Below are 26,091 nucleotides of genomic sequence, written 5' to 3'. Positions count from 1 at the left end.
GTACAAAGAAACGGCGGATTTGAAATTTCAAATCCGCCGTTTTATTTTTAATAAATGTTATTTACATTGATCAGGCACTCCTCCTTGTCGCCATTCCGTAGATCCAGAGAACAATCAATGCACCTCCGATGGCAAGGATCCAGCTTCTGAAGTTCCAGAAAGAATCAACATCTCCCCAGTGAAGAACATAGACACCTATTGCCCCTCCGATAAAAGCTCCCACAATTCCTAAAATAATGGTGATCAGCCATCCGCCGCCCTGATTCCCGGGCATAATCATTTTTGCAATAGCACCTGCGATAAGACCAAATATGATCCAAGTTAAAATTCCCATAGTCGTAAATTTTTTAAATGTTAATGTGTGATTTATTATTTGAATTTAGACAGGGATGACTCTCATCATCTCTTCTTGAAGAACGAGTCAACAAATTCCGTACCATTGAATAATTGCAGGTCCTGCATCTTTTCTCCGACACCGATGTATTTTACCGGAATCTGGAACTGATCAGAGATACCGATCACGACACCTCCTTTTGCGGTACCGTCAAGTTTTGTCACGGCCAGCGCATTCACTTCCGTTGCCGCTGTGAACTGTTTTGCCTGCTCAAAGGCGTTCTGTCCTGTAGAACCGTCAAGAACCAGTAAAACCTCGTGCGGTGCATCAGGAATCACCTTCTGCATCACTCTTTTGATTTTAGAAAGTTCATTCATCAGATTGATCTTATTGTGGAGCCTTCCCGCGGTATCAATGATCACTACATCGGCATCTTGGGCAATGGCACTCTGAACGGTATCAAATGCCACAGAAGCAGGGTCGGAACCCATTTCCTGTTTGATGATGGTAACACCCACTCTCTGGCTCCAGATCACAAGCTGATCAACAGCTGCAGCCCTGAAAGTATCGGCAGCGCCTAAAACTACTTTTTTGCCTTCCGATTTGAACTGATGGGCCAGCTTACCGATGGTTGTGGTTTTCCCGACACCATTTACACCGACCACCATGATGACGTAAGGTTTTTTGGAAGCATCAATATTACCTGTTCCTGCATGAGGATTTTCCAGCAAAAGACCTGAGATTTCCTCACGGAGGATTTTATCCAGCTCATTTATGCTGACGTATTTATCTCTGGCAACACGCTCTTCAATTCTTTCGATGATTTTGATGGTGGTAGAGGCGCCCACGTCGGAGGCAATTAAGATTTCTTCCAGGTTATCCAGGACTTCATCATCTACTTTGCTTTTGCCGACTACGGCTTTTGTCATTTTCTCAAAGAAACCCTGGCTGGACTTTTCCAATCCTTTGTCTAATGTTTCTTTTTCTTCTTTCTTAAAAATCTTTTTAAACCAACTCATCTTATGAATTACGGAATTTTAATTACAGGTTCTGAGCTATCATTTCGCCTGACTGTTTATCATTTGTAATGCATAACCCAATATTAATCCAAAAGCAAAGATAACAAAAAAACTACCCAAAAGATGAGTAGTTTTTATATTGTAAATAAAGCGGAGATTATTTCTTCAAATAACCGTCTACTTCGTCTGCATTCATTACTTTTTCGTCAAAAACGTAAGCTCCTGATTTAGAAGACTTAACCATTTTAACAACTTTAGTCATTTTTTTTGACTGTCCGCTTTGTAGGGTTGCTACTACTTTCTTTGCCATGGTAAATTATATTTTATAAATTACTTGATTTCTTTGTGAACTGTAACTTTCTTAAGAACAGAATTGTATTTCTTCAATTCTAATCTTTCAGTTGTATTCTTTTTATTTTTTGTAGAAATGTATCTGGACATTCCTGGCATACCGCTTTCTTTATGCTCTGTACATTCAAGGATTACTTGAACTCTGTTTCCTTTTTTTGCCATGATTTAGTTCTTTTTAATCAATCCGTTTCTAGTCGCTCTTTCAATAGCTTCTTCGATTCCAATTTTGTTAATCACTCTCAATCCATGAGCTGATACTTTCAGTGTTACGTGCTTATCTTGCTCCGGAAGGTAAAATTTCTTCTCTAATAAGTTAATTTCAAAACGACGCTTCGTTTTGTTATTAGCGTGAGAAACGTTGTTACCAACCATTGCACGCTTTCCTGTTATTTGGCAAATTCTTGACATATCTCGATGTTCTTATTTGTACTATAATATTTGAGAGTGCAAAATAACGAAGAATATTTCAGATAGACAAATCTTTTAAGAAATTATTTGCAATAACTTACTGATCCGTAACAACGATTTCGCGGTTAAAATACAGCCAGACCGCGAAAGTATCAAATCTCAAGTTTAAATTCATTCTCAAAAAAAATAAGGTACCCCTGAAATATAAATGGTTATCCAGGATTAATTATGATACTGAAATACCAATGGAATTACAGCTCATTTAGTCCGGTTTTATCTCAGATGCATCTTTTAAAAGAAGAAATTTTATATTCTCTCATCAGCTTCTCGCGATTGCTGACCTTAACTTTTTTTTATTCTGTTCTGGAACCTTTTGATCAGAAAATAAAACAGCAGGAACCCTAAAGCAAATATTGAGAATCTTGACAGCAAGTCTCCGGCTCTTGTGTAAAATGTCATCTGATCGTAAAGGTTTACTTTGGCAAACAGGGTAGTCTTGTCCCCGTAAAAAGTATCCGCCACGATTTCACCTCTGGCATCAATATGTGCAGAAATTCCGCTGTTGGCAGCCCTGGCAATTTCCCTTCTGGTTTCAATAGCTCTTAACCTGGCATATGATAACAGCTGTCTGTGGCCTTCCGTCACCCCCCACCAGGAGTCGTTGGTCATGATGGCAAGGAAGTTGGCTCCCTTCTTCACATAATCACTGGTAAATTCCCCGTAAATGCTTTCATAACAGATAATCGGGGCAATTTTTCCTTTGTTGAAAGGGTTTGAAAAGGCAACCCGCTCTTTATCGGTTCCCAGGGAAGCCACTGTCCCGCCTAAATTGATCATCGCATCCCCTAAAACCGGTTTTAAGTAGTTCATGTAAGGGAAGATTTCTACGCCGGGAACAAGCTTCCCTTTATGGTAGACCTCCACTTTCTGATTTGGGATCACCTGAACGGCAGAATTAAAGCTTTCCACCCAAAGTCCCTGGTTCAGCTGATATGCTTCTTCCGGCAAGTTCTCAGGGCTGGTATACATCCGGTGCGAAGAGATGCCCGTTGCAAACACAGAACCTGGATGTCTTGATAAAAATGCCTTAAGGTTATTCAGGATGATGCTTTTTTCAAAAGCGTTTTCAGAAATGGAACCTCTTCCGGGAAGGGCAGTTTCCGGGGCAATATAATAATCTATTTTTCCTTTTGAGTTGCTCTCGGCAAGGTTCAGCAAATCATTCTGAATGACCATACTGTCTTTGGAGTATTTTTCAGCATAAGGATCAAGATCAGGCTGCAGCATCATGACATTGACCGAGCCAATAGGCTTTTCATCAAAATTATTATACTGAACCGCCGAAATAATCATCGGAATAACAATTAAAGCCGCTACAACAGAAGAATTTTTAATCAGGTCTTTTCTCTTTCTGCCTGCCTCCCAAGTCCTCACCGTATAAAATATCAGAATGTTAATCAGGAGAATCCAGAAGCTTCCTCCGGTGGCTCCCAGTGTATCGTACCATTGGATTACTTTCGGGTAATCTGAAAATACATTCCCCAGATTCAGCCACGGCCAGGTCAACTGCCAGCCTAAATGGAATTTTTCAAAACTCATCCAGATCGCAATGAAAAAAGCCAGGCCCCAATACGTTCCCTGCGCATTCTTATACCAGTGGTAACACTGGAACACCAGTGAATACAGAAGGGAATTAACCAGAACCGGAAATACCACGGCCATCATGGAATGGCTGCCGTCAGGATTCTTAGACCCGTACAGCCAGCCGGTGGTTACTATATTCCAGATTACAAAACACAGATAGGACAGCCCGAAAACCACCCAGCTTTTTCTGCTGTATTCTGAAAATTTTGAAACGCTGTGCTCCATCATCAGAAGCGGGACCAAAGCGAAAAATATAAAAAACGGAACGCCGTATGTTGGCCAGGATATGGATAACAGCATTGCCGAAATGAGCGTAAGTAAGATGTATTTCATTACATTTATTTAAGATACAAATTTACTATTTTTGACGCGAATAAACCGGCAAGTGATGATAAAGAAATTGTACAAAATTATAATTGTTCCCTATACCTTATTTTTGTTATACCTCATGTTTCTGGGAATGGGAAGGACGCAGTATGAAGACAACCTGCTGACTTTAGAACCTGTGCTGGCAACGATTAATTTTATTAAGGGAGCTGCTTCCCTGAAAGAGATAATCAAGATTGTTATTGGGAATATCGTCATGTTCATTCCTTTCGGTTTCCTGGGGTGGATCTTCACCCGTTTTAATGATCTGAAAACGTTGCTTTTCGTTTTTATCCAGGCCATCACAATTGTTGAAGGCCTTCAGTATTTTACCAGAATGGGGATTTTTGAGGTGGATGACATTATCCTGAATACATTTGGTGTCTACCTAGGGTTCCTGATCCGGAATTTTGTAGAGAAAACGTTTGGAAAATCAGTTATTTAATTCCTTTGCACGTTTTTCCGCATTAAGAATTCCATGTTTTATAATTTCTTTTAAATTATTTTCGTTAAAAGTTTTCAGGGCAGCTTCGGTTGTTCCGCCTTTTGAAGCAACGTCCTGAATTAATTCTTCCAGATTTTTATCAGAATTATTAATGAGATGATAGGCTCCCAGCATGGTTTGCTGTACAAAAAGCCTGGATAAATTTTCATCAATTCCCATTTCGACACCGGCTTTAATCATGGCATCAAGAATGTAATAAAAATATGCCGGTCCGCTTCCGGAAAGTGCTGTCACGCCGTCCAGTAATTCCTCGTTTTCCAAATATACCGATCTTCCGGTTGAGTTCAGCAAACGTTCAATATTGATTAATTGACTAAAAGAAATACCTTGTGCAGCGGTATACCCTGTGATTCCCATCCCTAAAAGCGTAGGAGAATTCGGCATGGCTCTGACGACCAATGGATGATTGAGTAATTTTTGAATTTTCTCTATTTTAATTCCCGCCATGATCGATAATACCATTTGATTTTCTTTTAACTGAAACTGAAAATTTTCGGCAACATGTTGGAAATCCTGCGGCTTTACGGCAATAACGATTAAATCCGCATTAAATTCTATTGTTTCGTCGAAAGTGGAAATTTCAGATTTTGGAAATTCTTCAGATATTTTTGAAAATTTAGATTGGTTTCTTGTAATCAAATGCAGATTTTCAGGTTTTATCAATTCATATTTCAAAAATGATTTCGAAAAAGATAAACCCATGTTTCCGGCTCCGAGAATTGCAATTTTCATATTTTTGTGTTTGCTTTTATTGGTTTAAAAATCCTTCAGGAGCCTCAGATTCCGTTGTTAAAATAATTACATCAAAGCTACGTTAATGATAGAAATATCAGTATTAGAAGTGTCATGCTGAGCGAAGCCGAAGTATCTGAAATTTAGTTATGCTTAAATAGATCAAATAATATTCACTTCCCGTTCCAGTTCGATCCCGTATTTTTTCTGTACGGAATCAATGATCTGCGCAGAAAAATCGTAAATTTCTTTTCCGGTAGCATTTCCGGTAGCATTGATGATGACCAGCGCCTGCAGCCTGTGGGTTGCCACATTCCCGGTCTGTTTCCCTTTCCAGCCGGCCTGTTCGATCAGCCAGCCTGCCGGAACTTTTACAAAATCTCCGTTCGGGTAACCCGGGATATCTGTAAATTGCTGCTGCAGTTCTTCAAACTGAATAAGCGGAATGGTTGGGTTCTTAAAAAAGCTTCCTGCATTTCCGGTCTTCTTGGGATCCGGCAGCTTACTTTGCCTGATATTGATTACAGCCCTCGAAATATCCTGAATCGTTGGGTTTTCAATGCCCGATTTTTCCAGTTCTGCCTGTATCGCGCCGTATGATGTCTTAAGCTGATGGTCTTTTCTGGTTAAGGTGAAAGAAACCTCCGTAATCACATATTTCCCTTTTCCTTCCTGCTTGAAAACAGAATCCCTGTAGCCAAATCTGCATTGCTCTTTATTGAAGGTTTCCAGCTGAAGGTTTTCTAAGTTCAGGACTGTGCAGCTTACAAAGGTATCTTTAATCTCCACGCCGTACGCCCCGATGTTCTGCATCGGTGAGGTTCCTACATTTCCCGGAATCAGCGAAAGGTTTTCCATCCCGCCGTAATTTTTTTCCAGGCAGAACAAAACGAATTCATGCCAGTTTTCTCCCGCTTTTACCGTGACCAGAACTTCATTGTCACTGATGATATCTTCATGGATGCCTTTTAAGTTCAACTGAACGGCAAGCCCCTCAAAATCCTGAGTGAACAGGATATTGCTTCCTCCGCCTAAAAACAGCAGGGGAAGGGAATGGGTTACGGGATTGTTCAATGCTTCCAGTAATTCTTCAACAGAATGTACTTCGGTAAAATAGCGTGCTTTCGCATCTATGCCAAATGTATTATACGGCTTAAGAGAAAAATTTTCGTGCATAGTTTATTTGTATTCCTGCGGAATCATGTTTTGGATCTGGGCTTTCAGTTTTTCAAGCTGTCTGTAATGAATGGTATCTGCATATGCATTCACATACGCATGGTATTTCTTGCGGGTCCTGATCTGGAATGTTTCATCAAACCCGTCTACCGGCTGTTTACTGGGTGAGCTCCTGATCTTATCCAGGGTATTTACATCAATAGCAGAGGTGAGGTTTTGCCAGGTTTTAGGGGTAATGGCAGATTTCCATTCTTTATGGATCTTCTTTTGGGTAACTCCGGTCTCCAGGCGGGCAGAATCTTTTGTGATTTTAACAATGGTATAATTTCCTGCCTCTCCGCCAATATCCGAATAATCTATGGAAATGATTTCATTGGAATTACCGGACGGACTGTTTTCTTCTTTTTTAGAATCACAGGAAAAAAATATCAGCAATAAAAGAATGGGAATGAGCGTTTTCAATCCGGATTTTTTTATTGCTGACATAGATACTGTACTTATTTAATTAATGAGTGAATTCCAGTTTGTATTTTTCAAGGGCATCCTTTAAAATAGCGGCACTCCTTTTTAAATCTTCTTCTTTTAAAACGTAGGCAATTCTTACCTGTTTTTTACCTAATTCAGGATTGCTGTAGAATCCTCCGGCCGGAGCCACCATAATGGTTTCATTTTGATTTGAGTAGCTTTCCAGCAGCCACTGGGCAAACTTTTCGGTATCGTCAACCGGAAGTTCCGCTACACAGTAAAAAGCGCCTTTCGGCTTCGGACAGATAACGCCGGGAATGGCATTCAGTGCATCTACCAAAACATTCCTTCTGTGCGTGTATTCCTCTCTTACCGCCCTGATGTAAGCACCGTCGTTCTGGTGCGCAGCAGTAGCGGCAATCTGTCCTAACAATACCGGGCTCAGCCTGGCCTGCGCAAAAAGCATAGCCGCATCATGAATTTTTTTGGAACGGGTAATCAGGCATCCTATTCTTACGCCGCACATAGAGTATCGCTTGGATTCTGAATCAATGATGATGCAGTTTTCTGCCAGCTCAGGAAATGCAAACATCGAAATCTGCTGTTTTCCGTCATAGACATATTCACGGTATACTTCATCAGAGATAATCACGATGTCATATTTCAAAGCAATTTCCGCTAATTTCTGAAGCTCTTCACGGGTATAAAGGTATCCGGTAGGGTTTCCGGGATTACAGATTACAATGGCTCTTGTTTTTTCTGTAATTTTTTTCTCAAATTCCTCAATCGGAGGCAGTGCGAAACCGGTATCAATGGTAGACGGTACCGCAACTACATTTACGTTAAAAGTGCTTGTGAAACCGTTATAATTGGCATAATACGGTTCAGGGATGATTACCTCATCACCATCGTCACACAAAGTGGAAATCGCAAAGTTCAATGCTTCAGAACCTCCGTTGGTCACGATAAAATGATCCGGTGTAAGGTCTGTAAAACCCAGGGAATGGTAATACTCCGTAAGTGCCTGCCTGTAGTCTAAATTTCCTTCAGAAAGCGCATATTCCAATACTTTTAAATCAATATTCTTTAAAGCATTAAGAGCCGTTTCCGGAGTTTCAATATCAGGCTGTCCGATATTCAGGTGATATACTTTTATCCCTCTCTGTTTGGCGTTGATGGCAAAAGGAACCAGTTTCCTTACCGGCGACGGCGGCATCTGTTGTGCTCTGTTTGAAATATTCGGCATTGTTGAAAAATTTGTATGACAAAAATAAGATTTAATTTCCCAATATTAAAATAAAGGAGGTAAGAAACCACATAAACATAGCTTTCGATAGTGAAATGTGGTATTACTAAATTTTTAATCAAAAAGAGGTATCTGGATAAATTATTATACTTTTGCGCTCTTATTATATAATGTATGAAGAAATTATACTGTTTTTCTATTATTCCGCTGTTTTTTTCCACGGTTTCATTCGCCCAGCGGATCGATAAAGAAACCATCAGCTTCCAACTTTTGAAAGAACCTGTTTTCCCTACTGATCTTAAAAACCGCACCTATGTGCTTACAGTAAAGTCTCCTTATAATATCACAAAAGATGATGTACTGAGAATTTCCAAAGAAGATCACCAGAATCAGGTTGATAATTACCAGGCCAATGTGGAAACGGCTAAAACGGAGCATCAGGAAAGACTGAATGATTATGATATTGAGGTTAAAAAACTTCAGGAAAAATATAAGCTGGAATCTGCAGAATACAGTAAACTTTCAGCCGTTGAAAAAATTGCAACTACCAACGGCGCTCCTATATTAAGGCTGCCTTCAAGGCCTGTCCTGAATATTCCTCCTATGCCGGTATACAGACAGCCCGATCTCAGGGATGCTTTAATTGTGGATAATAAAATCCTTGCTTCCCAAATGGATGTGGCAGGGTTCTCAAAAGGCGGGACTTACCTGAACATAGAAATTGAAATGGAAAGAACAAATTTCCAGGATAACCAGGGTAAAACCTTCGCCAACCAGCCCGTAAGGATTATCGGCAAGCATAACGGAGTGGTAAAATTAGATAAAACCTATTTTTCGGACTTCGCAGAAATTGCAAGTGTGCCCACCAATGAAATCAATCTTAATGTCCATGAAAAAAGATACCTGCAGAGAACCATGGACCGGACGAGGAATATAATCAATGATAATTTCGGCTACCAGGCCATCAATTCTGTCGTGAGCCTTGAGACAGTGAAAAATAAGGGAGATTATGATGATCTTGAAAAAGCATACATCTATGTAACGACCAATCTGAAAAAGCTTCAGGCAAAATCAGATTATGCACCGAACAAAGCTGCGATGGAAAATATGCAGAAAGGGATTGACCTCTGGAAAAATGCATTGACAAAAGTAAATTACAGCGATAAAAAAGCACTCTACAATGAGAAGATCGGCGAATATCTTTACTTCAACCTGATCAGGCTTAACATAGCATTAGGAAATTACCAGGAGGCCGAAAAATATTTAAATGAACTGCAGGAGCACCTGGTGGATATCAAGTTATCATATGATGCCAACCTTGAGCTGAAGAAATTAGAGGAAAAAATTTATAATAACTAAAGAAAATAAAATGATTAAACAGATTATTGCTTCGGCATTAATGACGGTTTCCGTTTGTGCTTCCGCACAGTTAAAAGTAACGGAAGGTACAAAGTTTACAACGGATGCCAACCTTGAAACCAATGAAAAGCTTGTTTTGGCCGATGATTATAACTCCTACATGTTCAGTGTAATCAATATTGACGGGTTGATGAGAAATGTTTTTCCTCACAAAAAAATATTGATGAGAAAACTGGATCAGAACGGGAGCCTCGTGGATACTTATATAAAAGACTACGCAAATAAAACAAATGGCGTACTTCACAATTACCTTGGGTCCCAGCAGATTGATGAAGACCGTTTTGTCGTATTCACCGAAGAATACTTCGGAAAAGAAAACAGAAAAGAAGTATTCCAGCATGTATTCAGCAGAAAAGAAGGGGCATTTACCTCAAAAAGCATTGCTAAATATACCATTGAATCTACCAATAAATCCGGAACCACTTATGTTGTGTTCTCTGAAAACGGAAAATATGCTGCCGTTTTCAATGACCGTTATGCAAGTAAAAAGACGGATAATATCAATGATGCATTGGTTCTCGATCTCAGAACACTTTCACCGGTCTGGACCAAAGAGATTTCGTTGAGCAGCGATTATGTTGAAAAATCCCTGACACTGACCAACTCCGGAAAAATTGTTTTACTGCGTAAGGCTGCAGGCTGGAAAGAATCTTACAAAATGGAGCTTGTTTCCAATACCGAAGATAAAGACCTTCCGTATGATGACAAATATATCCCTGAAAAATTATATGCGATCAGTAAAAATGATAATGATTACCTGGTGACGTTCGGCAGGAAAAACCAGGCCGTTACTCTTGGCGGAAGTACATTCGGGACGGTGATGATGTATGATATCAAATCAGGAAAAGCCGTTATCAGCACCACCAATTTATCAGGCAGCAAAGACATGAGTGATGTAAAGGTAATTAAAACCATCATTAAAGGTGATGATGTTTTAATGGCTGTTCAGCAGGAGAGTGTTACAAGGCCTCTGCCTTCAGCAATGAACCGTTTTCCGGATCCTGTCTACAAACTGGATGTGGGCGTTCTGATGAAATTTGATAAAGACGGGGAAGTAAAGCAGTTTGTTCCGCTTGGAAGCAACCCTGTGGGAAGAAGAATCCAGGTCATTGAATCCGGCGATAACCTCTATGTATCATCCGTTTATCCAAAAGGAGCCTTCGGGAATACCGGTTTCTCCATGAAATCATTTGATTTTGCCAGCCTGACTCCAAAAGAGCTTACGGCAGATTATAAAGGAAAAAACTTCTTTATGAACTACGGGTTTACAGACGGAAACTTAATTCAGTTTGTGCCCAATGTCAATAAACTCATGTTTTTACAGAAAAATGTCAAAGACGTGCAGATGATCAGCCTTTATAATTTTATAAAATAAATTACCGGAAATATTTAATCAGCCCTGCATTATGTAAGGCTGATTTTTTTTATACCCGTTAAAATAATTGTCAATTAAATTTTGTTAATTTGAGCAATTATAAAAAAATCCAGAATGCAGATCCAGGCCGTTTCCATAGAAGATTACCTGACAAAGGTTCCTGAAGAAAGACAGGAGGTTTTCAGAAAAATATTTGACACCGTCAATGACCATTTACCGGAAGGCTTTTCACAAAGCATAAGCTCCGGAATGATAGGGTGGGGCGTTCCGCTGGAGAGGTATCCTGCCGGCTATCACTGTACGCCGGGCTCACCGCTGCCGTTTATGGCATTGGCTTCCCAGAAGAATTTCATTGCCTTATATCACATGGGAATCTATGCAAAGCCCGAACTGCTGAACTGGTTTGCCGAAGAATTTCCAAAATATTCCAAACGGAAACTGGATATGGGAAAATCCTGTATCCGCTTCAAAAAAATGGATGATATCCCTCTGGAACTGCTGGCAGGGCTAAGTGAAAAAATGACTGTTGAAGAATGGATTGAAATTTATGAGAGCAATTTTAAAAAGTAATATACTGATGAGGTTTCTTTCCGTTATTTTTATGGTAAGCCTTTTATTGAGCTGTAAAAATGCGCAGTTTTCAGGTTTAAATAACGGCGATCTGCTTTTCGTCACCGCAAAAGAAACCGGACTTTCGGGAGCAATTAACAATGTTACCCAGAAACAGGAAAATGCATCCTTCGATCATATCGGGATCGTGGAAAAGAACAGAAATGGAGTTTTTGTCCTTCATGCTGCGTCGAAAGGAGGATCTCAGAAGCAAAGTGTAAAAGAATTTATAAAAGATCAGTCTGATGAAGGGCAGAGGGTGATGATCTACCGCCTGAAGCCGCCATATCAGAATGCTGTTCCCGCAGCCATTCAGAAAGCGGAATCTATGTTGGGAAAGCCTTACAACTTTAATTATATTCTGGATGAAAATTCATATTACTGTTCAGATTTCATTGAAAGGGCTTTTAGGGAAGATCATATTTTTAAACTCGAACCGATGACTTTCATCGATCCGAAAACCGGTGCAACCAATGCTTTCTGGCAGGAGTTTTACCGGAAGAAAAATCTGGAAGTCCCTGAAGGAGAGCCGGGATGCAACCCTAATGGCTTAGCCGCCTCCGGTAAACTCGAGAGAATAGGGGAGCTGAAATAACATCTACCATTAGATTTGATATAGTAAAAGCGGATTTTTGGTCTGCTTTTTTTATTGAATACCTTTAATGATATGGTTTAAAGCTGAATCACGGATAAAAATAATTAAGCTTAGTGTAAATTAATATCCTACTAATTTGGTAGACTAATAATTTTTCCTATTTTTGTCAGAGATTTAATAAGACAGATCAGTGAACGGCAGCAGTATTTAACTTAAAAAGAATCCTATGACAACACCAACACCCTATCCTAATCCCCAGGTTTTACAGAACGGCATCAACCAGCCCAGGAAAGAATGGATCCTTGAAATTGAAATGAACGGGAAAGTGAAGTTTGAGCATCTCATGAATACCATTTACAATCAGTTGGGGATTTGCCATAAAGTGTTGTCTGTAAATGTTGAATACCTCAACGGAAGAAGTTTCGGATCTGTCCAGTTGTACATTAATGTCAGTTCAGATGATTTTGAGCAGCTGGAGTATTATCTTTATAAAAATAAACTTTTGAGCACGACTGTAGAATATGTCTGCAGAAAGTATCTGTAACCGGAATGTATATCGTTTAATAGTAAAACGGCTGTCAGATTATTTTGACAGCCGTTTTTAATTCGGGTAAAATCAGTAAAAATAAAACCACCGGAAAAGGTGGTTTTTATATGGTAAAATTAGATTCTTTCGATATCAGCGCCAATCGCTTTCAGCCTGCCGTCGATATTTTCATATCCTCTGTCTATCTGTTCGATATTGTGGATGATTGATTTTCCTTCTGCAGAAAGAGCTGCGATAAGAAGCGCGTTCCCTGCTCTGATGTCCGGTGAAACCATCGTGGTCCCTCTTAACGGAGTTTCCTGGTTAAGTCCGATCACGGTTGCCCTGTGCGGATCGCAAAGAATGATCTGTGCTCCCATGTCAATCAGCTTATCAACAAAGAATAATCTGGATTCAAACATTTTCTGGTGAATCAGAAGACTTCCTCTTGCCTGAGTGGCTACTACCAGAATAATGGATAGCAAATCCGGAGTAAAACCCGGCCACGGCGCATCGGAAATCGTTAAAATAGATCCATCGATGAATTTCTGTATCTTATAATTTTCCTGGGCCGGAATATAAATGTCATCATTGCTCTGCTCAAGCTCAATCCCTAATTTCCTGAAGGTATTCGGGATAACGCCAAGCTGGTTCCAGTTTACGTTTTTAATGGTGATTTCAGATTTTGTCATGGCAGCAAGGCCGATCCAGGATCCTATTTCCACCATATCCGGAAGCATGGTGTGCTCGGTGCCGTGAAGATGTTCTACACCTTCGATAGTCAGTAAATTGGAACCGATCCCTGAAATCTGCGCGCCCATTCTGTTCAGCATCTTGCACAGCTGCTGAAGGTAAGGCTCGCAGGCTGCATTGTAAATTCTTGTTTTGCCTTTAGCCAGAGCGGCGGCCATCACAATATTGGCGGTTCCTGTTACGGAAGCTTCTTCCAGCAGGATAAATTTCCCGTTGAGTTCAGTAGCTTTTAATGAATAAAAATACTCTTCCTCATCATAATTAAATTCTGCACCCAGTTCTACAAGACCCTGAAAGTGAGTGTCTAATCTTCTTCTCCCTATTTTGTCACCACCGGGTGTCGGCATGTAGGCTTCACCGTATCTCGCCAGCATGGGTCCCATCAGCATAATCGAGCCTCTCAGTTTGGCCCCGTCTTTTTTAAACTCGTCAGATTTGATATAATCAAAATTAACTTTATCAGCTTTAAACGTATAATCACCCTGGCTGTTTTTAGTCACTTTTACACCGAAATCGCCTAAGATTTCAATCAGCCTGTTTACATCATGGATATCCGGAATATTTTTGATTCTGACTTCTTCATCAGTTAATAAAACGGCACAAAGGATTTGTAGAGCTTCATTTTTTGCTCCCTGTGGAGTAATTTCACCTTGCAGTCTTTTTCCTCCTCTTATCTGAAATGTTCCACTCATGTCTACTTTCTGTTTTTATGATTGCTGTTGGTGTTATTGTTATTATGTCTTCTTTTGTTGTTGGCCTGGTTATTCCGGTTGTTGTTGCTCCGGTTATTGTTGTTGTTGTTATTGCTGTTGCTGCGGTTGGTGTTGCTGGAATAATAAATCTTGCTTTTCTCCAGACTGTCTATTCCGGTAAGATCCAGCCTGTTTTCTGAAAGTTCTTTCAGATGGCGGAAAATTACATCATCCGTTACGTGTTCTTTATTGTATACGTTGTAAGACTTCTTCATGTTATTGGCAATCACCTCGATCAGGGCTTCTTTTTCGTCGCCTTCCTCAAGTTCGATGGCTTTTTCTATCAATTGAAGAATACTTTTCCCGTAGAATTTAAAGTCGCCCTGAAGCTTGGGATATTCCATTCTTTTCGGTTTTTCGGCAAGCTGTTCCATGGTAGGGAACGGATAAGGAGAATCAACATCCAGATCGTATTCTGCCAGAATATAAAGATGATCCCAAAGTTTATGTTTATAATTGTCTTCGTCGCGCAGCTGCGGGTTTCTCTGACCCATAAAATCAATAATTGCCATCGCCATTTCATTTCTTTCCTCCTTCGTAGAAAGCTCTTTGCAACGTTCAACCAACTGTTGTATAATTCTGCCGTATTCAGGCAATTGAAGCTGGGTTTTTTGGGTATTGTATTCCATAGTCTGCAAATATATGCAATAATGGAAAAATTGTACCGAAAATCTTTAAAGTTTATGATTTTTTAATGAATATTTCAAACCGTTATTTTACCGGGCAATGTTTAAGAATAAAAAAAATATTTCACCGGTGTAAGAATTTGTCTGATAAATTTGTAATTTAGGTAATAGTTTAACAGTTAAAACTTTAGATATGAATAAACCCTATTACCTTCTTTCCTTGCTGGCGGCCGCTTTTATCAGTTCATGCAGCAGCAGTGACGAAATGATAGCCGAAACCTTGAAACGGCCTGAAGCTCATGAAAAAACTGTAGATGTTACTCATCATGACGGCCGGCCTTTCAGTACAGGGGCATCTGCCTATTCAAAATTTGTTGCCGGGCCCGGAGGGAGTGTCCTTATGCAGGGTTTTTACTGGGATGTTCCGGATGGAGGGAACTGGTGGAATACCGTGAAGGGAAAAATTACCGACTGGTCAAATGCCGGTATCGGTGCAGTGTGGCTGCCTCCTGCTTCCAAAGCGCAGAACGGGCCGTATTCAATGGGATATGACCCTACAGATTATTATGATTTCGGGAACTATAACCAAAACGGAAGCATTGAAACCCGCTTCGGTTCACGAGCGGAACTGGAAGCTTTAATCACAAAAGCCCATGCAGAAAATATACAGGTGTACGCGGATATTGTCATTAACCACAACAGCGGAGGGCAGTCTGAATACAATCCTTATGCAGGATTCAATACCTGGACGAATTTTTCAGGCGTTGCTTCAGGAAAATTCCCGAGAAGCTACAATGATTTTTACAAAAATGCTTACGGAACCAATGATGAGGGTGCCTTCGGAGGCTTTCCGGATCTGTGCCATGCCAATCCGTATGTTCAGGACTGGCTTTGGGGAAGGGATGATTCCGTGGGGAAATATTATAAAAATACCATGAAGTTTGACGGCTGGCGGTTTGATTATGTCAAAGGTTTCGGAGCCTGGGTGGTGAACAACTGGAACTCAAATGTCGGTGGCTTTTCGGTAGGGGAGTTATGGGATTCCAATGTCAATACGTTAGAATCCTGGGCCAATAATGCCAACAGTTCCGTCTTTGATTTTGCAGCGTATTATAAAATGGATGAAGCTTTTGATAATGGTAACCTGAATATACTGAATGATGATATGATGTGGAAAAGGAATCCCTACAAAGCCGTAACATTCGTCACGAACCATGATACGGATGTAATCGGGAAAAAAATGCTGGCGTATGCTTATATTCTTACCCATGAAGGATATCCCACCATTTTTTACCGGGATTATGAAGAATGGCTGAATAAAGAACGGCTCAATAACCTGATCTGGATCCATAACAATAAAGCAACCGGCACAACTTCAATCCTGTATACTGACAACGATGAATATGTTGCGAGGAGAAACGGCTACAATGGAAATCCGGGATTGGTGGTATACATCAACAATTCTTCAAGCTGGCAGGAAAGATGGGTACAGACCAATTGGGCAAACCAGCAGATCAAAGATTTTACAGGAAGCTCCGGCTGGTATCCTACGACGCAGAATGACAAATGGGTAAAGATACAGTGCGCCCCGAATTCTTATTCTGTATGGTCTTTAAACCAGTGATTTATGATGTGTTTTTATTGACCTGGGTAGATAGATTACTGAATTTTCAGCATTAAAAAAGACTGTTTCAGTTGTTGAAACAGTCTTTTTTAATTTATAGTAAGAACGTATTAAAGCAGCTAATTGGTAATCTGCAAATTCAGATTTCAATAAATTTCTTTCTTTCGTGCGGTGTCGGCAGATAACATTTCTGATTGGCGAGTTTCATTCTGTTTTCAGAAACGGTATCATATACTTTATCGCTTAAAAAACGGGGGATAATTTTCCCGATTGCAGAAAGCTTATACACGCCGCCCAGTAAATTGGCAATCTTTAAAACCGCCTGGGATTTTTCCAGATAATACTGATCGGGCTTCCATAAATACATCGTATTAAAAACCTTGGTATTCAGGCCCCGCTCAGATAAAAACTTCTGTCCGAAATCCGACTGAAGCGATGCAAACATGAATTGGTCATTCTTATCTCTCTCCAAAATCCATTGTACCCAGAAATTGCAGACCCCGCAGTCTCCGTCAAAAAATACAATATGCTTATTCTGCCAGTTGCTCTCCATGATCTTATTTTTTTAGAACGACATTTTCCGTTCTGTTTCCTTTTTTTCTTTTTTAAAATAGTCGGTTAAGATTTTCCTCTGTTCATCAGTCAGTTTTGCATCCTGATGTCCGATGAAGTAAGATTCGAGAGGCATTTCTTTATGCTCAACCATTTCTATACATTCCTGCAATTTATGTGCCTGTATCTTCGGTTCATAAACAGCAAATGTGGAAAAATTCAAATTTTTTCTTCCTTCATCAATATGGTTTTTCAAAAGCCATGAAGCAGGTGAAATATGCGCGTACCACGGATATCTGGTTTCATTGGAATGGCAGTCATAACAGGAAGCATTAATAATTCCTGCAATTTCTGGCGGGGTATTTTTTATTTTTAAAAAGTCCATTCCGGGAGTAGGAGCGGGGTTTGTTGTATCAATCGGGAAAAATTGAATCATAACGAATGCTACAAGAATGATGATCAGTACTTTTTTCATATTCAGATGTTCATGTTTATCAACAGATAAAGTTAATCAAATTTTATTAGAGTAGTGGTGAGCGTTTAAAAGGATGAACTTGGAAATGATTTATAAAAGTTACAGATATAATTACAATAGTAAGTAGCATTTTAATAAATAAACTCTGCTTTATGAATGACTATCTATAAAAAAAAACAGCTGCTTATTAGCTTATTGGAGTTTATTTCTATTATGGTTAACCGTATTTTTTGACTAAGATGATGTTATATTTTTACGAAATTAAATATATAACATCATTAAAATGAAAACCATGAAAAAATTATTTTTACTATCTCTATTGGCAATAGTTGTTTGCTCATGTGAAAGATCAAATGGATCCGGTAGTTCAGAATCTTGTTCATATAATGGACATAGATTACATATAGGTGAAAAAGGAGGCTGTTATTACCTGTCATCAGGAGGGAATAAAGAGTATGTTGATAAAAGTCACTGTAATGATTGTTATTAAAAAGACTGTTTAAATCTTGTTATTGTAATTTTATAAGAACTTAAAATTTATTTAACTCTAATTCTAGCAAATTAAATGCATGGAAAATTTTTTGCAACCCCTTAATCTGTAAGAAATTATTTTATGAAATAAACTAAACAGACTATAATAATAGAATTGTTGTATTTTGACTAATTTAACAATAGCCGAAACAAGTGTAAAATAAAAAAGCAATCAACTGATTTCAGATGATTGCTTTGGGTTATTGCAGACCCACAGGGATTCGAACCCCAGATGACTGAACCAAAATCAGTAGTGTTACCGCTACACCATGGGTCTTTGTTTCAATGAGGCAAAATTATTGAAATTATTTTAAATATAAAAGTCAGAACAAGATGTCAATGCGGGAAAATCCGGTGCTGGCCGTGTTATTTGTTGATATTCAAATAATTATTTTAATCAAAATTTTTGAAGTTCAAAAAAAAATTATTGAGCTGATGTTTTCCTTACAGCAGGACGCTAAGGATGGATTGGAGTTTATGTTTTTATCCGGCAGGTTATTTCTCTTTCCTGCTGAAAATCAATTTAAATAAAAATCTTATCTTTGCAAAAAATTGGGCTCCAAAAGTTGGAGAAACCCATTAATAACCCATCCTGAGCTAAGTCGAGGGATTATTAAACATTTTTATGTCGAATATTGTCGCAATCGTTGGGCGTCCCAACGTAGGAAAATCAACACTTTTTAATCGTTTACTGGAAAGGAGAGAAGCTATCGTAGATTCTACAGCCGGTGTTACCAGAGACCGTCATTACGGGAAATCCGACTGGAACGGAGTAGATTTTACAGTAATTGATACCGGAGGGTATGACGTGAATAATGATGACGTGTTCCAGGGGGAAATCTCCAAACAGGTTCAGCTGGCTATTGATGAAGCTACTTCAATTATTTTCATGCTGAATGTGGAAGAAGGCCTTACCGATACAGATTATGAAATTCATGAGATGTTAAGAAGGTCCAATAAGCCTGTTTACATTGTAATTAACAAAGTGGATTCTTCAAAAGAAGAAGTGGCAGCTACAGAATTTTACCAGTTGGGAATTGAAAAATATTATACCCTGTCTTCTGCAACAGGATCCGGAACCGGCGAAGTCCTGGATGATATCGTTAAAGATTTCCCGACTACAGAATATAAAGATCCGTTTGAAGGATTGCCGAAAATTACCATTGCCGGCCGCCCGAATGTGGGAAAATCCACGTTAACGAATGCTTTGCTTGATGCGGAAAGAAATATTGTAACCGATGTGGCAGGAACGACCAGAGACAGTATCCAGACCCTTTACAACAAATTCGGACACGAGTTTGTATTGGTAGATACGGCCGGGATGAGAAGAAAGTCCAAGGTTTCCGAAGACCTGGAATTCTATTCCGTGATGCGTTCTATCCGTTCCATTGAGTATTCTGATGTGGTGATCATCATGGTAGATGCTACTCAGGGCTGGGAATCCCAGGATATGAATATCTTCGGCCTTGCTCAGAAAAACAGAAAAGGGATTGTAATACTGGTTAACAAATGGGACCTTATTGAAGATAAAAAGACCAATACCATCCGTGATTTCGAAAACCAGATCAAAGATAAAATCGGCCAGTTTAATGATATTCCGATCTTATTTATTTCAGCGCTGACCAAGCAGAGAATCCTGAAAGCCGTTGAGTTGGCGATGGAAGTGTATGAAGCCCGTAAAAAGAAAATCAAGACTTCCAAATTAAATGAAGTAATGCTGCCGATTTTCGAAGCCATGCCGCCGCCGGCCAACAAAGGGAAATACATCAAGATCAAATACTGTGTACAGCTTCCTACGCCGTCACCGCAGTTTGTGTTCTTCTGTAACCTTCCGCAGTATGTAAAAGAACCTTATAAAAGATTTACTGAAAACCAGCTGCGAAAAGAATTCGGATTTACCGGTGTTCCGATCGAAGTCTATTTCAGACAGAAATAATTTTACTATCCCTTTCAGATTTTTCTGAAAGGGATTTTATTCTTACTTAAATTTTTATAAATTTAGATAAAGCTTTCAATAATGAATACCATTGTATTATCAGAACAATTTTCACTTGTAAACTCCTGGATCAATGAGCTCAGAAACGTAGAAATTCAGCATGACCGGATGAGGTTCCGCAGAAATATGGAAAGGATCGGGGAAATTGCGGCTTTTGAAATCAGTAAAACCCTGGAGCATAAAGAAATTGAAATCCAGACTCCTTTGGATACAATCAAAACAAGAGAAATTGCCGTTCAGCCGGTAATTACAACCATTCTGAGAGCCGGAGTTCCTTTGTTTGAAGGGATTCTGAATTATTTCGATAAAGCAGACTGCGGTTTTGTCGCCGCATACAGAAAGCACGATGCCAACGATTATTTTTCGATCAAACAGGATTATTTAACCTGCCCGGATATCAACGGAAGGCCTCTGATTGTGGCAGACCCGATGCTGGCAACAGGTGCTTCTTTAATTGAAGCCATTAAAGATCTGCTGACCAACGGAAACCCTTCCCAGCTTCATGTGGTTGCTGCCATTGCTTCAGGACAGGGCGTTGAAGCCATCAGAAAAGCTTATCCTGATGCAAAAATATGGGTGGGAGCGATTGATGAAGGCCTGACCTCAAAAGGCTATATTTCCCCGGGATTAGGGGATGCGGGCGACTTAAGCTACGGAGAAAAACTTCAGAGATAAGTAATGTAAAGGTTTCGGAGATTTATTTAATACCGGTTTAGATTTTAGCATTGAAATTATAAACCTGTATTTAAAATGCATTAAATATCTACAGCCATTACCAGAACGCTCACTTTATTATTTCCTGCCGTCAGGATTTCCCAGGCTATATTGGCTACCGTATTTCCGGTGGTAAATACATCGTCAATCAGTAAAATATGCTTACCTGAAATATCTTTCGTAACGGAAAATGCATTTTCAGTTTCCAGCCGGTGCTGTTTGTCCTTTAATGCCTGCGCTTTTGCATAATGGTTTCTCTTAAGTAAGTCATGGTCAAAAGGAATATTGTAGAATTCCGATAAGGTTTCAGCAAATAAATGCAGCTGGTTGTATCCTCTTTCCTTTAACTTCTTCGGGTGTAGCGGTACAGTTACCAACATATCCGGTTTTTCATCTTGGAAATCCAGCCGTTCTGCAGTCCAGCCGGCAATAACTTTCCCTGCTTTTTCCCTGCTTTTGTATTTTAATTCGTGAATTATTTTCCTGCTTACATTTTCGTTCTCGAATTTCATAAGGGCAAAAGCCTGTTCTACAGGAAACAGCAGCTTGCACCTTTCTTTAATATACGTAAGGTCAGAATATGCCTGATGCGTAAAATGGATGTGTCCGAAACAGAGGCTACAAACCAGTAAGTCGTTGTCAATAATCCGGTTGCATTCAAGACAGCGGTTCGGAAAGAGCAGGTCTAAAATCATTTGTGTGTATTTGATACTAAAATTAAGTATTTTCCTTAACTGAGCAAAATTACCCTGAATATTATCTTTACTGATTCCTTCTGCCTGCATAATGAACATGAATATGGAAAATAAAATTTAAAAGTTTTATATTTGATTATGAGTTTGATCTATGAGAAGAAAATATCGGTAACCGAACAGCATATTGACGGGAATAACCATGTAAACAATGTTCAGTATGTCCATTGGGTCGAAGAGATTGCCGTTGAGCACTGGGATTCCGTGAAACATCAGCTGGGATATCCCAACGACATCTGGATGCTCCTTGATCATCATATCCAATACAAAAAACAGGTCTACTTAGGGGATATTATTACCGTTAAGACGTATCCCAAGCTTCCCGAGGGCATCCGCCAGCCCAGGAAAGTTGAGTTTTACCGCAATGGTGAACTGGTGGTGGACTCGCTGACGCTTTGGATTTTTATTGATAAAGAAACGATGAAAATTAAAAGGCTCGACAGTGAGTGGCTGGACAAACTTTAAGTATTCATTCAAAATTTTCAGAACCGCTTCCGCTTTGAGTATTGCAGATCAGATTTTTCACTCCGCGGAATAGATCAATGAAACAAACCAAATTCCTTATCTTTGCATTATGATACGTATTACAAAAATTTTTACATTCGAGACGGCTCACGTGCTGTATAATTATGATGGGAAATGTAAGAATATGCACGGACATTCCTATAAGCTGTTTGTTACGGTAAAAGGAAAGCCTGTTAATGATTTGGATAGCCCGAAAAACGGGATGGTGGTGGATTTCAGTGATATCAAAAGTATCGTAAAATCTGAGATTGTAGATGTTTGGGACCATGCCGTGTTAATCAATGCACTGACGCCGCACCGTGAATTGGGAGAAGATCTTGAAAATAAAGGACATAAAGTAATCTACTGCAGCTTCCAGCCGACCTGCGAAAATATGTTGTATGCCATTGCCTCAAAAATAAAACGAAGCCTTCCGGAAGGAGTTTCCCTGGCTTACCTGAAACTTCATGAAACCGAAAACTCTTACGGGGAATGGTTTGCGGAAGATAACCAGTAATTCTGTTCAGCAAAAATATAAAAGGTGTTAAAGACAACCATTAATTTAGAGCCCGGAAAAAAAGTATACTTCGCTTCAGATCAGCATTTCGGTGCCCCTACGCCAAAAGAAAGCAAGGTGCGGGAGGCGCTTTTTATCCGATGGATGGACGAGATCAAGCATGATGCACAGGTGCTGTTTTTAATGGGCGACCTTTTTGATTTCTGGCATGAATGGAAACATGTGATCCCGAAAGGATACGTACGGGTCTTAGGGAAAATCGCGGAACTGAAAGACCGCGGGATCCATATTTATTTCTTTGTGGGGAACCACGATCTCTGGATGAAAGATTATCTGGAAGAAGAAATCGGGTGTACGGTTTTCTATAAAAAACAGTATTTCGAAATGGGCGGGAAGCAGTTTCTGCTGGCTCACGGAGACGGCCTCGGACCTGGAGACAAAGGATATAAAAGAATGAAAAAAGTCTTTACCAATCCTGTAGCACAATGGTTTTTCAAATGGCTTCATCCCGATGTGGCAATGAAGATCGCTTTATATATGTCTCAGAAAAATAAAATGATTTCCGGGGATGAAGACAAAGCGTTTTTAGGGGAAGACAAAGAATTTCTGATTATCTATTCCAAAGAAAAGCTGAAGACCCAGCAGATTGATTATTTTATTTACGGACACCGGCACCTTCCCATGGTTCTTGATCTCGGTCAGAACGCAAAATACATCAACCTCGGAGACTGGATTTCCTACTTTACCTACGGGGTTTTTGAACATGAGTTTGAACTGAAAACTTTTGAAAAAAGTACAAAAAAAAATTACCCCATAAAGAGGTAATTCAGCGGGTAGAAATAAATTCACCCTTATTTTTAATCCATATTCCGCCTACATCATTACAATAATCTGACCGAAAATTTAATTTTTACATTAAAAAAAGATTAAAAACAACAGGTGGTATATTAACTGATTGATAACAAGACTGCAAAAGTTACTATTTAAGTGGAAAATATATTCAATATACAGACAGAACAGGATTTTTTAAAAGCTTCGCTGGAGATGTTCCGGTACCAGTATGAAAATGTTGAGATTTACAGAAAGTTCGTAGACTATTTAAAGATCAGCCCGGAAACAGTCAACAGCCTGGAAACAATTCCGTTCCTGCCGATTGAGATGTTTAAGAACCATCAGATTTTAGATAAGAATAAAACAGCAGATCTGTTCTTCCAGAGTTCCGGGACCACAAAAATGAACCTGTCTAAGCATTGGATTGCTGATGAAAAAATCTATGAAGAAAGTATTTATAAAAGCTTTAAACAGTTTATAGGCAAACCCGAAGATTTTATTTTTCTGGGTCTGCTGCCCAGCTATCTGGAACGGCAGAATTCGTCTCTCATTTATATGGTGGACTACCTGATGAAAAAATCGGCTCAGCCGGAAAACGGATATTTCCTGTACAACCATTCAGATTTATTCAACCTGCTGAATACCTTAGAAGATAAAAAAGTAATTCTTTTCGGAGTATCATTTGCATTACTGGATTTCCTGGATTATTGCCACTCTGAAAAAAACGGGGAACCGCTCAGTTTCCTTGAAAATTTAGTAGTGATTGAAACAGGCGGTATGAAAGGAAGGAAAGAAGAAATGACGAAAGGCGAACTGCTGAAAATTTTGCAGCACGGGTTTAAAACAGATAAGATTTATTCCGAATATTCCATGACCGAACTGCTTTCACAGGCATATTCCTTAGGAAATAATGAATATGAATGCCCGGGGTGGATGAAAATTATGGTAAGAAATGCCGAAGACCCATTTGCTTATGAAAAAGAGGGGAGAACCGGGGCAATTAACATTATTGATCTGGCCAATATTCATTCCTGCTCATTTATTGCAACACAGGATTTAGGGAAAATGATAGGAAAAAAATTCCAGGTATTGGGCAGGATTGATCATTCCGATATCCGCGGGTGCAGCCTTTTGGTTTCGTAGTTTAATTGATTTTAAAGTTCAGATTAAGGATTTATGAAAGTGAAAATTGAAGAGTTAGTGCATGCATTCATCCATTCTCAATGCAATTTTGAGAAGGAAATTGTATTGACCAATCATTTCCATGCCGATTGGGAAGCCGATATACTTATTGTTGATGCTGAAGGGTTCAGCCATGAGATTGAGATCAAACTCTCAAAAAGTGACTTTAAAAATGATTTTAAAAAGTCCTATACCAATATTAATACAGGCGAAAAGTTTTTAAAACACGATAAAATATGCTGTGGAGATTACATCTGCAATGCATTCAGCTTTTTGCTTCCGATGGGGATGGTAGACCACTCGTTAATCCCTGACCATTGCGGGATTATTGAGTTTTACCACAATGTAGATTCCTGGGCCACCGAATTTTACATGATCCGGAGTCCAAAACGCGTACATGAAGATTCTTACTGGAAACTGGTTGACAAAGATTTCTTCATCCGGAAAATGGCATTGAATTTACTGCAGAGGAAACTGGAAATCAAAGGTAAACATGAAGAACTGATTTTCAGGAATCCTTTTGATATCAAGAAATTAAAATAAAAATCCTGTCTATTTTCAGACAGGATTTGTTTTTGATAAGGCTACTGTTATTTTATCCGTTCCGGCCTTTCCATCAGCAGATTATAAGTGAAAGCGGCTGCAATTCCCCCTAAAACAGGAGCCGTAACAAACAGCCATAATTGGGAAAGGGCTTCTCCGCCTGCAAAAACTGCCGGCCCGATACTTCTCGCCGGGTTTACCGAAACCCCGGTTACCTTGATGCCTACGATATGGATCAGGACCAGGGAAAATCCGATGGCCAGGCCTGCAAAACCTCCGTTGATGTTCTTTGTTGAGGTCGCTCCCAAAATTACCATCAGGAAAATAAAAGTGAATATAAATTCTGCAACAAAGGCGGCGGTCATGTTGTAAGCATCCATATAGCCGGTTCCCCAGCCGTTGGAGCCTAATGCCCAGGGCTTCATTTCTGCACCCGGATGATTGATAAAGATCACGTAAAGGATTCCGGCACCGATGATGGCGCCGATCGTCTGGGCAGCCACATACGTTGCCGCTTCTGCCATTTTCATTCTTCCGGCTGCCACCATTGCAATTGAAATAGCAGGATTGATGTGGCACCCTGAAATATGCCCGATGGCGTAAGCCATGGCGACTACACTTAAGCCGAATGCGAAGGAAATTCCCAGAAGACCGACGCCTGTAGTGCCGTCTGCGCCCGCGATCACTGCGCTTCCGCAGCCCATCAGGACAAGAACCATTGTTCCGAGCATTTCTGCCACGAATTTTGAAGTTTTTGAAATCATCATTTGTTATTTTTAATTAAAAAGCGAATGTACAAAAATTAATTACTTAACGTTATTAAGGATAAATTAATTATTCTATCGAATTTATTTTTATATAATATCAAGTTATTATTAAAAAGCGAATGTACAAAAATTAATTACTTAACGTTATTAAGGATAAATTAATTATTCTATCGAATTTATTTTTATATAATATCAAGTTATT

Annotated in this window: 31 protein-coding genes and 1 tRNA gene; 15 read left to right on the top strand and 17 right to left on the bottom strand. The window is 39.5% G+C overall.

Features of this window, described 5'->3' with window-relative positions; genetic code table 11:
- Positions 1–70 precede the first annotated feature (70 nt).
- The 6 genes from ASE55_RS04760 to lnt form a co-directional block, all read right to left on the bottom strand.
- Entirely contained in the window at positions 71–334 is a 264-nt protein-coding gene (locus ASE55_RS04760; RefSeq protein ID WP_056216158.1) for a GlsB/YeaQ/YmgE family stress response membrane protein, read from the bottom strand.
- 65 nt (positions 335–399) lie between these two features.
- Entirely contained in the window at positions 400–1,353 is a 954-nt protein-coding gene (gene ftsY / locus ASE55_RS04755; RefSeq protein ID WP_056216156.1) for a signal recognition particle-docking protein FtsY, read from the bottom strand.
- 157 nt (positions 1,354–1,510) lie between these two features.
- A complete protein-coding gene (locus ASE55_RS19825; RefSeq protein ID WP_082140648.1) occupies positions 1,511–1,663 on the bottom strand; it encodes a DUF4295 domain-containing protein in 153 nt (50 codons plus the stop codon).
- Between the two features lie 20 nt (positions 1,664–1,683).
- The gene (gene rpmG, locus ASE55_RS04750) at positions 1,684–1,866 is read right to left on the bottom strand and encodes a 50S ribosomal protein L33 (RefSeq protein ID WP_056216154.1); all 183 of its coding nucleotides are present in this window, start codon (positions 1,864–1,866) and stop codon (positions 1,684–1,686) included.
- 3 nt (positions 1,867–1,869) lie between these two features.
- On the bottom strand, positions 1,870–2,112 hold the full coding sequence (rpmB, locus tag ASE55_RS04745; RefSeq protein ID WP_002976757.1) for a 50S ribosomal protein L28: 243 nt from the start codon (positions 2,110–2,112) through the stop codon (positions 1,870–1,872).
- A gap of 342 nt (positions 2,113–2,454) precedes the next feature.
- Positions 2,455–4,089, bottom strand: coding sequence for an apolipoprotein N-acyltransferase (gene lnt, locus ASE55_RS04740; protein ID WP_056216152.1), 1,635 nt, complete (start codon positions 4,087–4,089; stop codon positions 2,455–2,457).
- A 55-nt stretch (positions 4,090–4,144) separates the two neighbouring features.
- Here lnt and ASE55_RS04735 point away from each other — a divergent pair, with 55 nt between their 5' ends.
- Positions 4,145–4,567 (top strand): VanZ family protein, encoded by a 423-nt coding sequence (locus tag ASE55_RS04735; RefSeq protein WP_056216150.1) that lies wholly within the window; start codon positions 4,145–4,147, stop codon positions 4,565–4,567.
- On the opposite strand, the gene proC is transcribed toward ASE55_RS04735, so the two are convergent.
- The 4 genes from proC to ASE55_RS04715 all read right to left on the bottom strand — a co-directional run bounded on the left by proC (position 4,556) and on the right by ASE55_RS04715 (position 8,246).
- The gene (gene proC, locus ASE55_RS04730) at positions 4,556–5,359 is read right to left on the bottom strand and encodes a pyrroline-5-carboxylate reductase (protein WP_056216148.1); all 804 of its coding nucleotides are present in this window, start codon (positions 5,357–5,359) and stop codon (positions 4,556–4,558) included. The two genes, ASE55_RS04735 and proC, sit on opposite strands and share 12 nt — an antisense overlap.
- A 162-nt stretch (positions 5,360–5,521) precedes the next feature.
- Positions 5,522–6,535: a UDP-N-acetylmuramate dehydrogenase gene (murB, locus tag ASE55_RS04725; protein WP_056216146.1), complete on the bottom strand. Its 1,014-nt coding sequence runs from the start codon at positions 6,533–6,535 to the stop codon at positions 5,522–5,524.
- Between the two features lie 3 nt (positions 6,536–6,538).
- Positions 6,539–7,021: a hypothetical protein gene (locus tag ASE55_RS04720; RefSeq protein ID WP_056216144.1), complete on the bottom strand. Its 483-nt coding sequence runs from the start codon at positions 7,019–7,021 to the stop codon at positions 6,539–6,541.
- Positions 7,022–7,040: 19 nt separating this feature from the next.
- Entirely contained in the window at positions 7,041–8,246 is a 1,206-nt protein-coding gene (locus ASE55_RS04715; protein ID WP_056216143.1) for a pyridoxal phosphate-dependent aminotransferase, read from the bottom strand.
- A gap of 174 nt (positions 8,247–8,420) precedes the next feature.
- Between ASE55_RS04715 and ASE55_RS04710 the strand changes: the two genes are divergently transcribed.
- From ASE55_RS04710 to ASE55_RS04690, 5 genes are all read left to right on the top strand, one after another.
- Positions 8,421–9,605 (top strand): hypothetical protein, encoded by a 1,185-nt coding sequence (locus ASE55_RS04710; RefSeq protein ID WP_056216141.1) that lies wholly within the window; start codon positions 8,421–8,423, stop codon positions 9,603–9,605.
- A 10-nt stretch (positions 9,606–9,615) separates the two neighbouring features.
- The gene (locus ASE55_RS04705; protein WP_056216139.1) at positions 9,616–11,040 is read left to right on the top strand and encodes a hypothetical protein; all 1,425 of its coding nucleotides are present in this window, start codon (positions 9,616–9,618) and stop codon (positions 11,038–11,040) included.
- 114 nt (positions 11,041–11,154) lie between these two features.
- Positions 11,155–11,610 carry a DUF1801 domain-containing protein gene (locus tag ASE55_RS04700; RefSeq protein ID WP_056216137.1) on the top strand — a complete coding sequence of 152 codons (456 nt, stop codon included), beginning with the start codon at positions 11,155–11,157 and terminating at the stop codon, positions 11,608–11,610.
- The gene (locus ASE55_RS04695; protein WP_202967102.1) at positions 11,588–12,244 is read left to right on the top strand and encodes a YiiX/YebB-like N1pC/P60 family cysteine hydrolase; all 657 of its coding nucleotides are present in this window, start codon (positions 11,588–11,590) and stop codon (positions 12,242–12,244) included. The genes ASE55_RS04700 and ASE55_RS04695 overlap by 23 nt, the downstream gene beginning before the upstream one ends.
- Before the next feature lie 226 nt (positions 12,245–12,470).
- Positions 12,471–12,788: a hypothetical protein gene (locus ASE55_RS04690; protein WP_056216135.1), complete on the top strand. Its 318-nt coding sequence runs from the start codon at positions 12,471–12,473 to the stop codon at positions 12,786–12,788.
- Between the two features lie 119 nt (positions 12,789–12,907).
- Here ASE55_RS04690 and murA read toward each other — a convergent pair whose 3' ends face one another.
- Positions 12,908–14,215, bottom strand: coding sequence for a UDP-N-acetylglucosamine 1-carboxyvinyltransferase (murA, locus tag ASE55_RS04685; protein ID WP_056216133.1), 1,308 nt, complete (start codon positions 14,213–14,215; stop codon positions 12,908–12,910).
- 2 nt (positions 14,216–14,217) lie between these two features.
- Positions 14,218–14,904, bottom strand: a complete 687-nt coding sequence (locus tag ASE55_RS04680) for a DUF4290 domain-containing protein (protein ID WP_056216131.1) — start codon at positions 14,902–14,904, stop codon at positions 14,218–14,220.
- Positions 14,905–15,094: 190 nt separating this feature from the next.
- Here ASE55_RS04680 and ASE55_RS04675 point away from each other — a divergent pair, with 190 nt between their 5' ends.
- Entirely contained in the window at positions 15,095–16,525 is a 1,431-nt protein-coding gene (locus ASE55_RS04675; RefSeq protein WP_056216129.1) for an alpha-amylase, read from the top strand.
- A gap of 139 nt (positions 16,526–16,664) precedes the next feature.
- Here the strand turns inward: ASE55_RS04675 and ASE55_RS04670 are convergent, their stop codons facing one another.
- From ASE55_RS04670 to ASE55_RS04660, 3 genes are all read right to left on the bottom strand, one after another.
- The gene (locus tag ASE55_RS04670; RefSeq protein ID WP_056216127.1) at positions 16,665–17,078 is read right to left on the bottom strand and encodes a thiol-disulfide oxidoreductase DCC family protein; all 414 of its coding nucleotides are present in this window, start codon (positions 17,076–17,078) and stop codon (positions 16,665–16,667) included.
- A gap of 12 nt (positions 17,079–17,090) precedes the next feature.
- A complete protein-coding gene (locus ASE55_RS04665) occupies positions 17,091–17,552 on the bottom strand; it encodes a heme-binding domain-containing protein (RefSeq protein WP_056216125.1) in 462 nt (153 codons plus the stop codon).
- Positions 17,553–18,289: 737 nt separating this feature from the next.
- Positions 18,290–18,360, bottom strand: a tRNA-Gln gene (locus ASE55_RS04660).
- Positions 18,361–18,422: 62 nt separating this feature from the next.
- On the opposite strand from ASE55_RS04660, the gene ASE55_RS20615 reads away from it, so the two are divergent.
- The 3 genes from ASE55_RS20615 to upp all read left to right on the top strand — a co-directional run bounded on the left by ASE55_RS20615 (position 18,423) and on the right by upp (position 20,754).
- Positions 18,423–18,614 (top strand): hypothetical protein, encoded by a 192-nt coding sequence (locus ASE55_RS20615; RefSeq protein ID WP_056216123.1) that lies wholly within the window; start codon positions 18,423–18,425, stop codon positions 18,612–18,614.
- A gap of 94 nt (positions 18,615–18,708) precedes the next feature.
- Positions 18,709–20,019 (top strand): ribosome biogenesis GTPase Der, encoded by a 1,311-nt coding sequence (gene der, locus ASE55_RS04650; protein WP_056216121.1) that lies wholly within the window; start codon positions 18,709–18,711, stop codon positions 20,017–20,019.
- An 81-nt stretch (positions 20,020–20,100) separates the two neighbouring features.
- Positions 20,101–20,754 (top strand): uracil phosphoribosyltransferase, encoded by a 654-nt coding sequence (upp, locus tag ASE55_RS04645; protein WP_056216118.1) that lies wholly within the window; start codon positions 20,101–20,103, stop codon positions 20,752–20,754.
- A gap of 80 nt (positions 20,755–20,834) precedes the next feature.
- On the opposite strand, the gene ASE55_RS04640 is transcribed toward upp, so the two are convergent.
- On the bottom strand, positions 20,835–21,488 hold the full coding sequence (locus ASE55_RS04640; RefSeq protein WP_056216223.1) for a ComF family protein: 654 nt from the start codon (positions 21,486–21,488) through the stop codon (positions 20,835–20,837).
- 138 nt (positions 21,489–21,626) lie between these two features.
- Between ASE55_RS04640 and ASE55_RS04635 the strand changes: the two genes are divergently transcribed.
- From ASE55_RS04635 to ASE55_RS04615, 5 genes are all read left to right on the top strand, one after another.
- Positions 21,627–22,010, top strand: a complete 384-nt coding sequence (locus ASE55_RS04635) for an acyl-CoA thioesterase (RefSeq protein ID WP_056216116.1) — start codon at positions 21,627–21,629, stop codon at positions 22,008–22,010.
- Between the two features lie 109 nt (positions 22,011–22,119).
- Positions 22,120–22,566, top strand: a complete 447-nt coding sequence (gene queD, locus ASE55_RS04630; protein WP_056216115.1) for a 6-carboxytetrahydropterin synthase QueD — start codon at positions 22,120–22,122, stop codon at positions 22,564–22,566.
- Between the two features lie 24 nt (positions 22,567–22,590).
- On the top strand, positions 22,591–23,391 hold the full coding sequence (locus ASE55_RS04625) for a UDP-2,3-diacylglucosamine diphosphatase (RefSeq protein ID WP_056216113.1): 801 nt from the start codon (positions 22,591–22,593) through the stop codon (positions 23,389–23,391).
- Positions 23,392–23,553: 162 nt separating this feature from the next.
- Positions 23,554–24,540 (top strand): acyltransferase, encoded by a 987-nt coding sequence (locus ASE55_RS04620; RefSeq protein ID WP_056216110.1) that lies wholly within the window; start codon positions 23,554–23,556, stop codon positions 24,538–24,540.
- A gap of 33 nt (positions 24,541–24,573) precedes the next feature.
- On the top strand, positions 24,574–25,122 hold the full coding sequence (locus ASE55_RS04615) for a hypothetical protein (RefSeq protein ID WP_056216108.1): 549 nt from the start codon (positions 24,574–24,576) through the stop codon (positions 25,120–25,122).
- A gap of 47 nt (positions 25,123–25,169) precedes the next feature.
- Here ASE55_RS04615 and aqpZ read toward each other — a convergent pair whose 3' ends face one another.
- Positions 25,170–25,889: an aquaporin Z gene (aqpZ, locus tag ASE55_RS04610; protein WP_056216107.1), complete on the bottom strand. Its 720-nt coding sequence runs from the start codon at positions 25,887–25,889 to the stop codon at positions 25,170–25,172.
- Positions 25,890–26,091: the final 202 nt, after the last annotated feature.

The sequence above is a fragment of the Chryseobacterium sp. Leaf201 genome, from assembly GCF_001421435.1.
In the GTDB taxonomy this organism is placed as follows: domain Bacteria; phylum Bacteroidota; class Bacteroidia; order Flavobacteriales; family Weeksellaceae; genus Chryseobacterium.
Note: the sequence above shows the minus strand (reverse complement) of the source record. Positions and strands in the feature narration are given on the sequence as shown.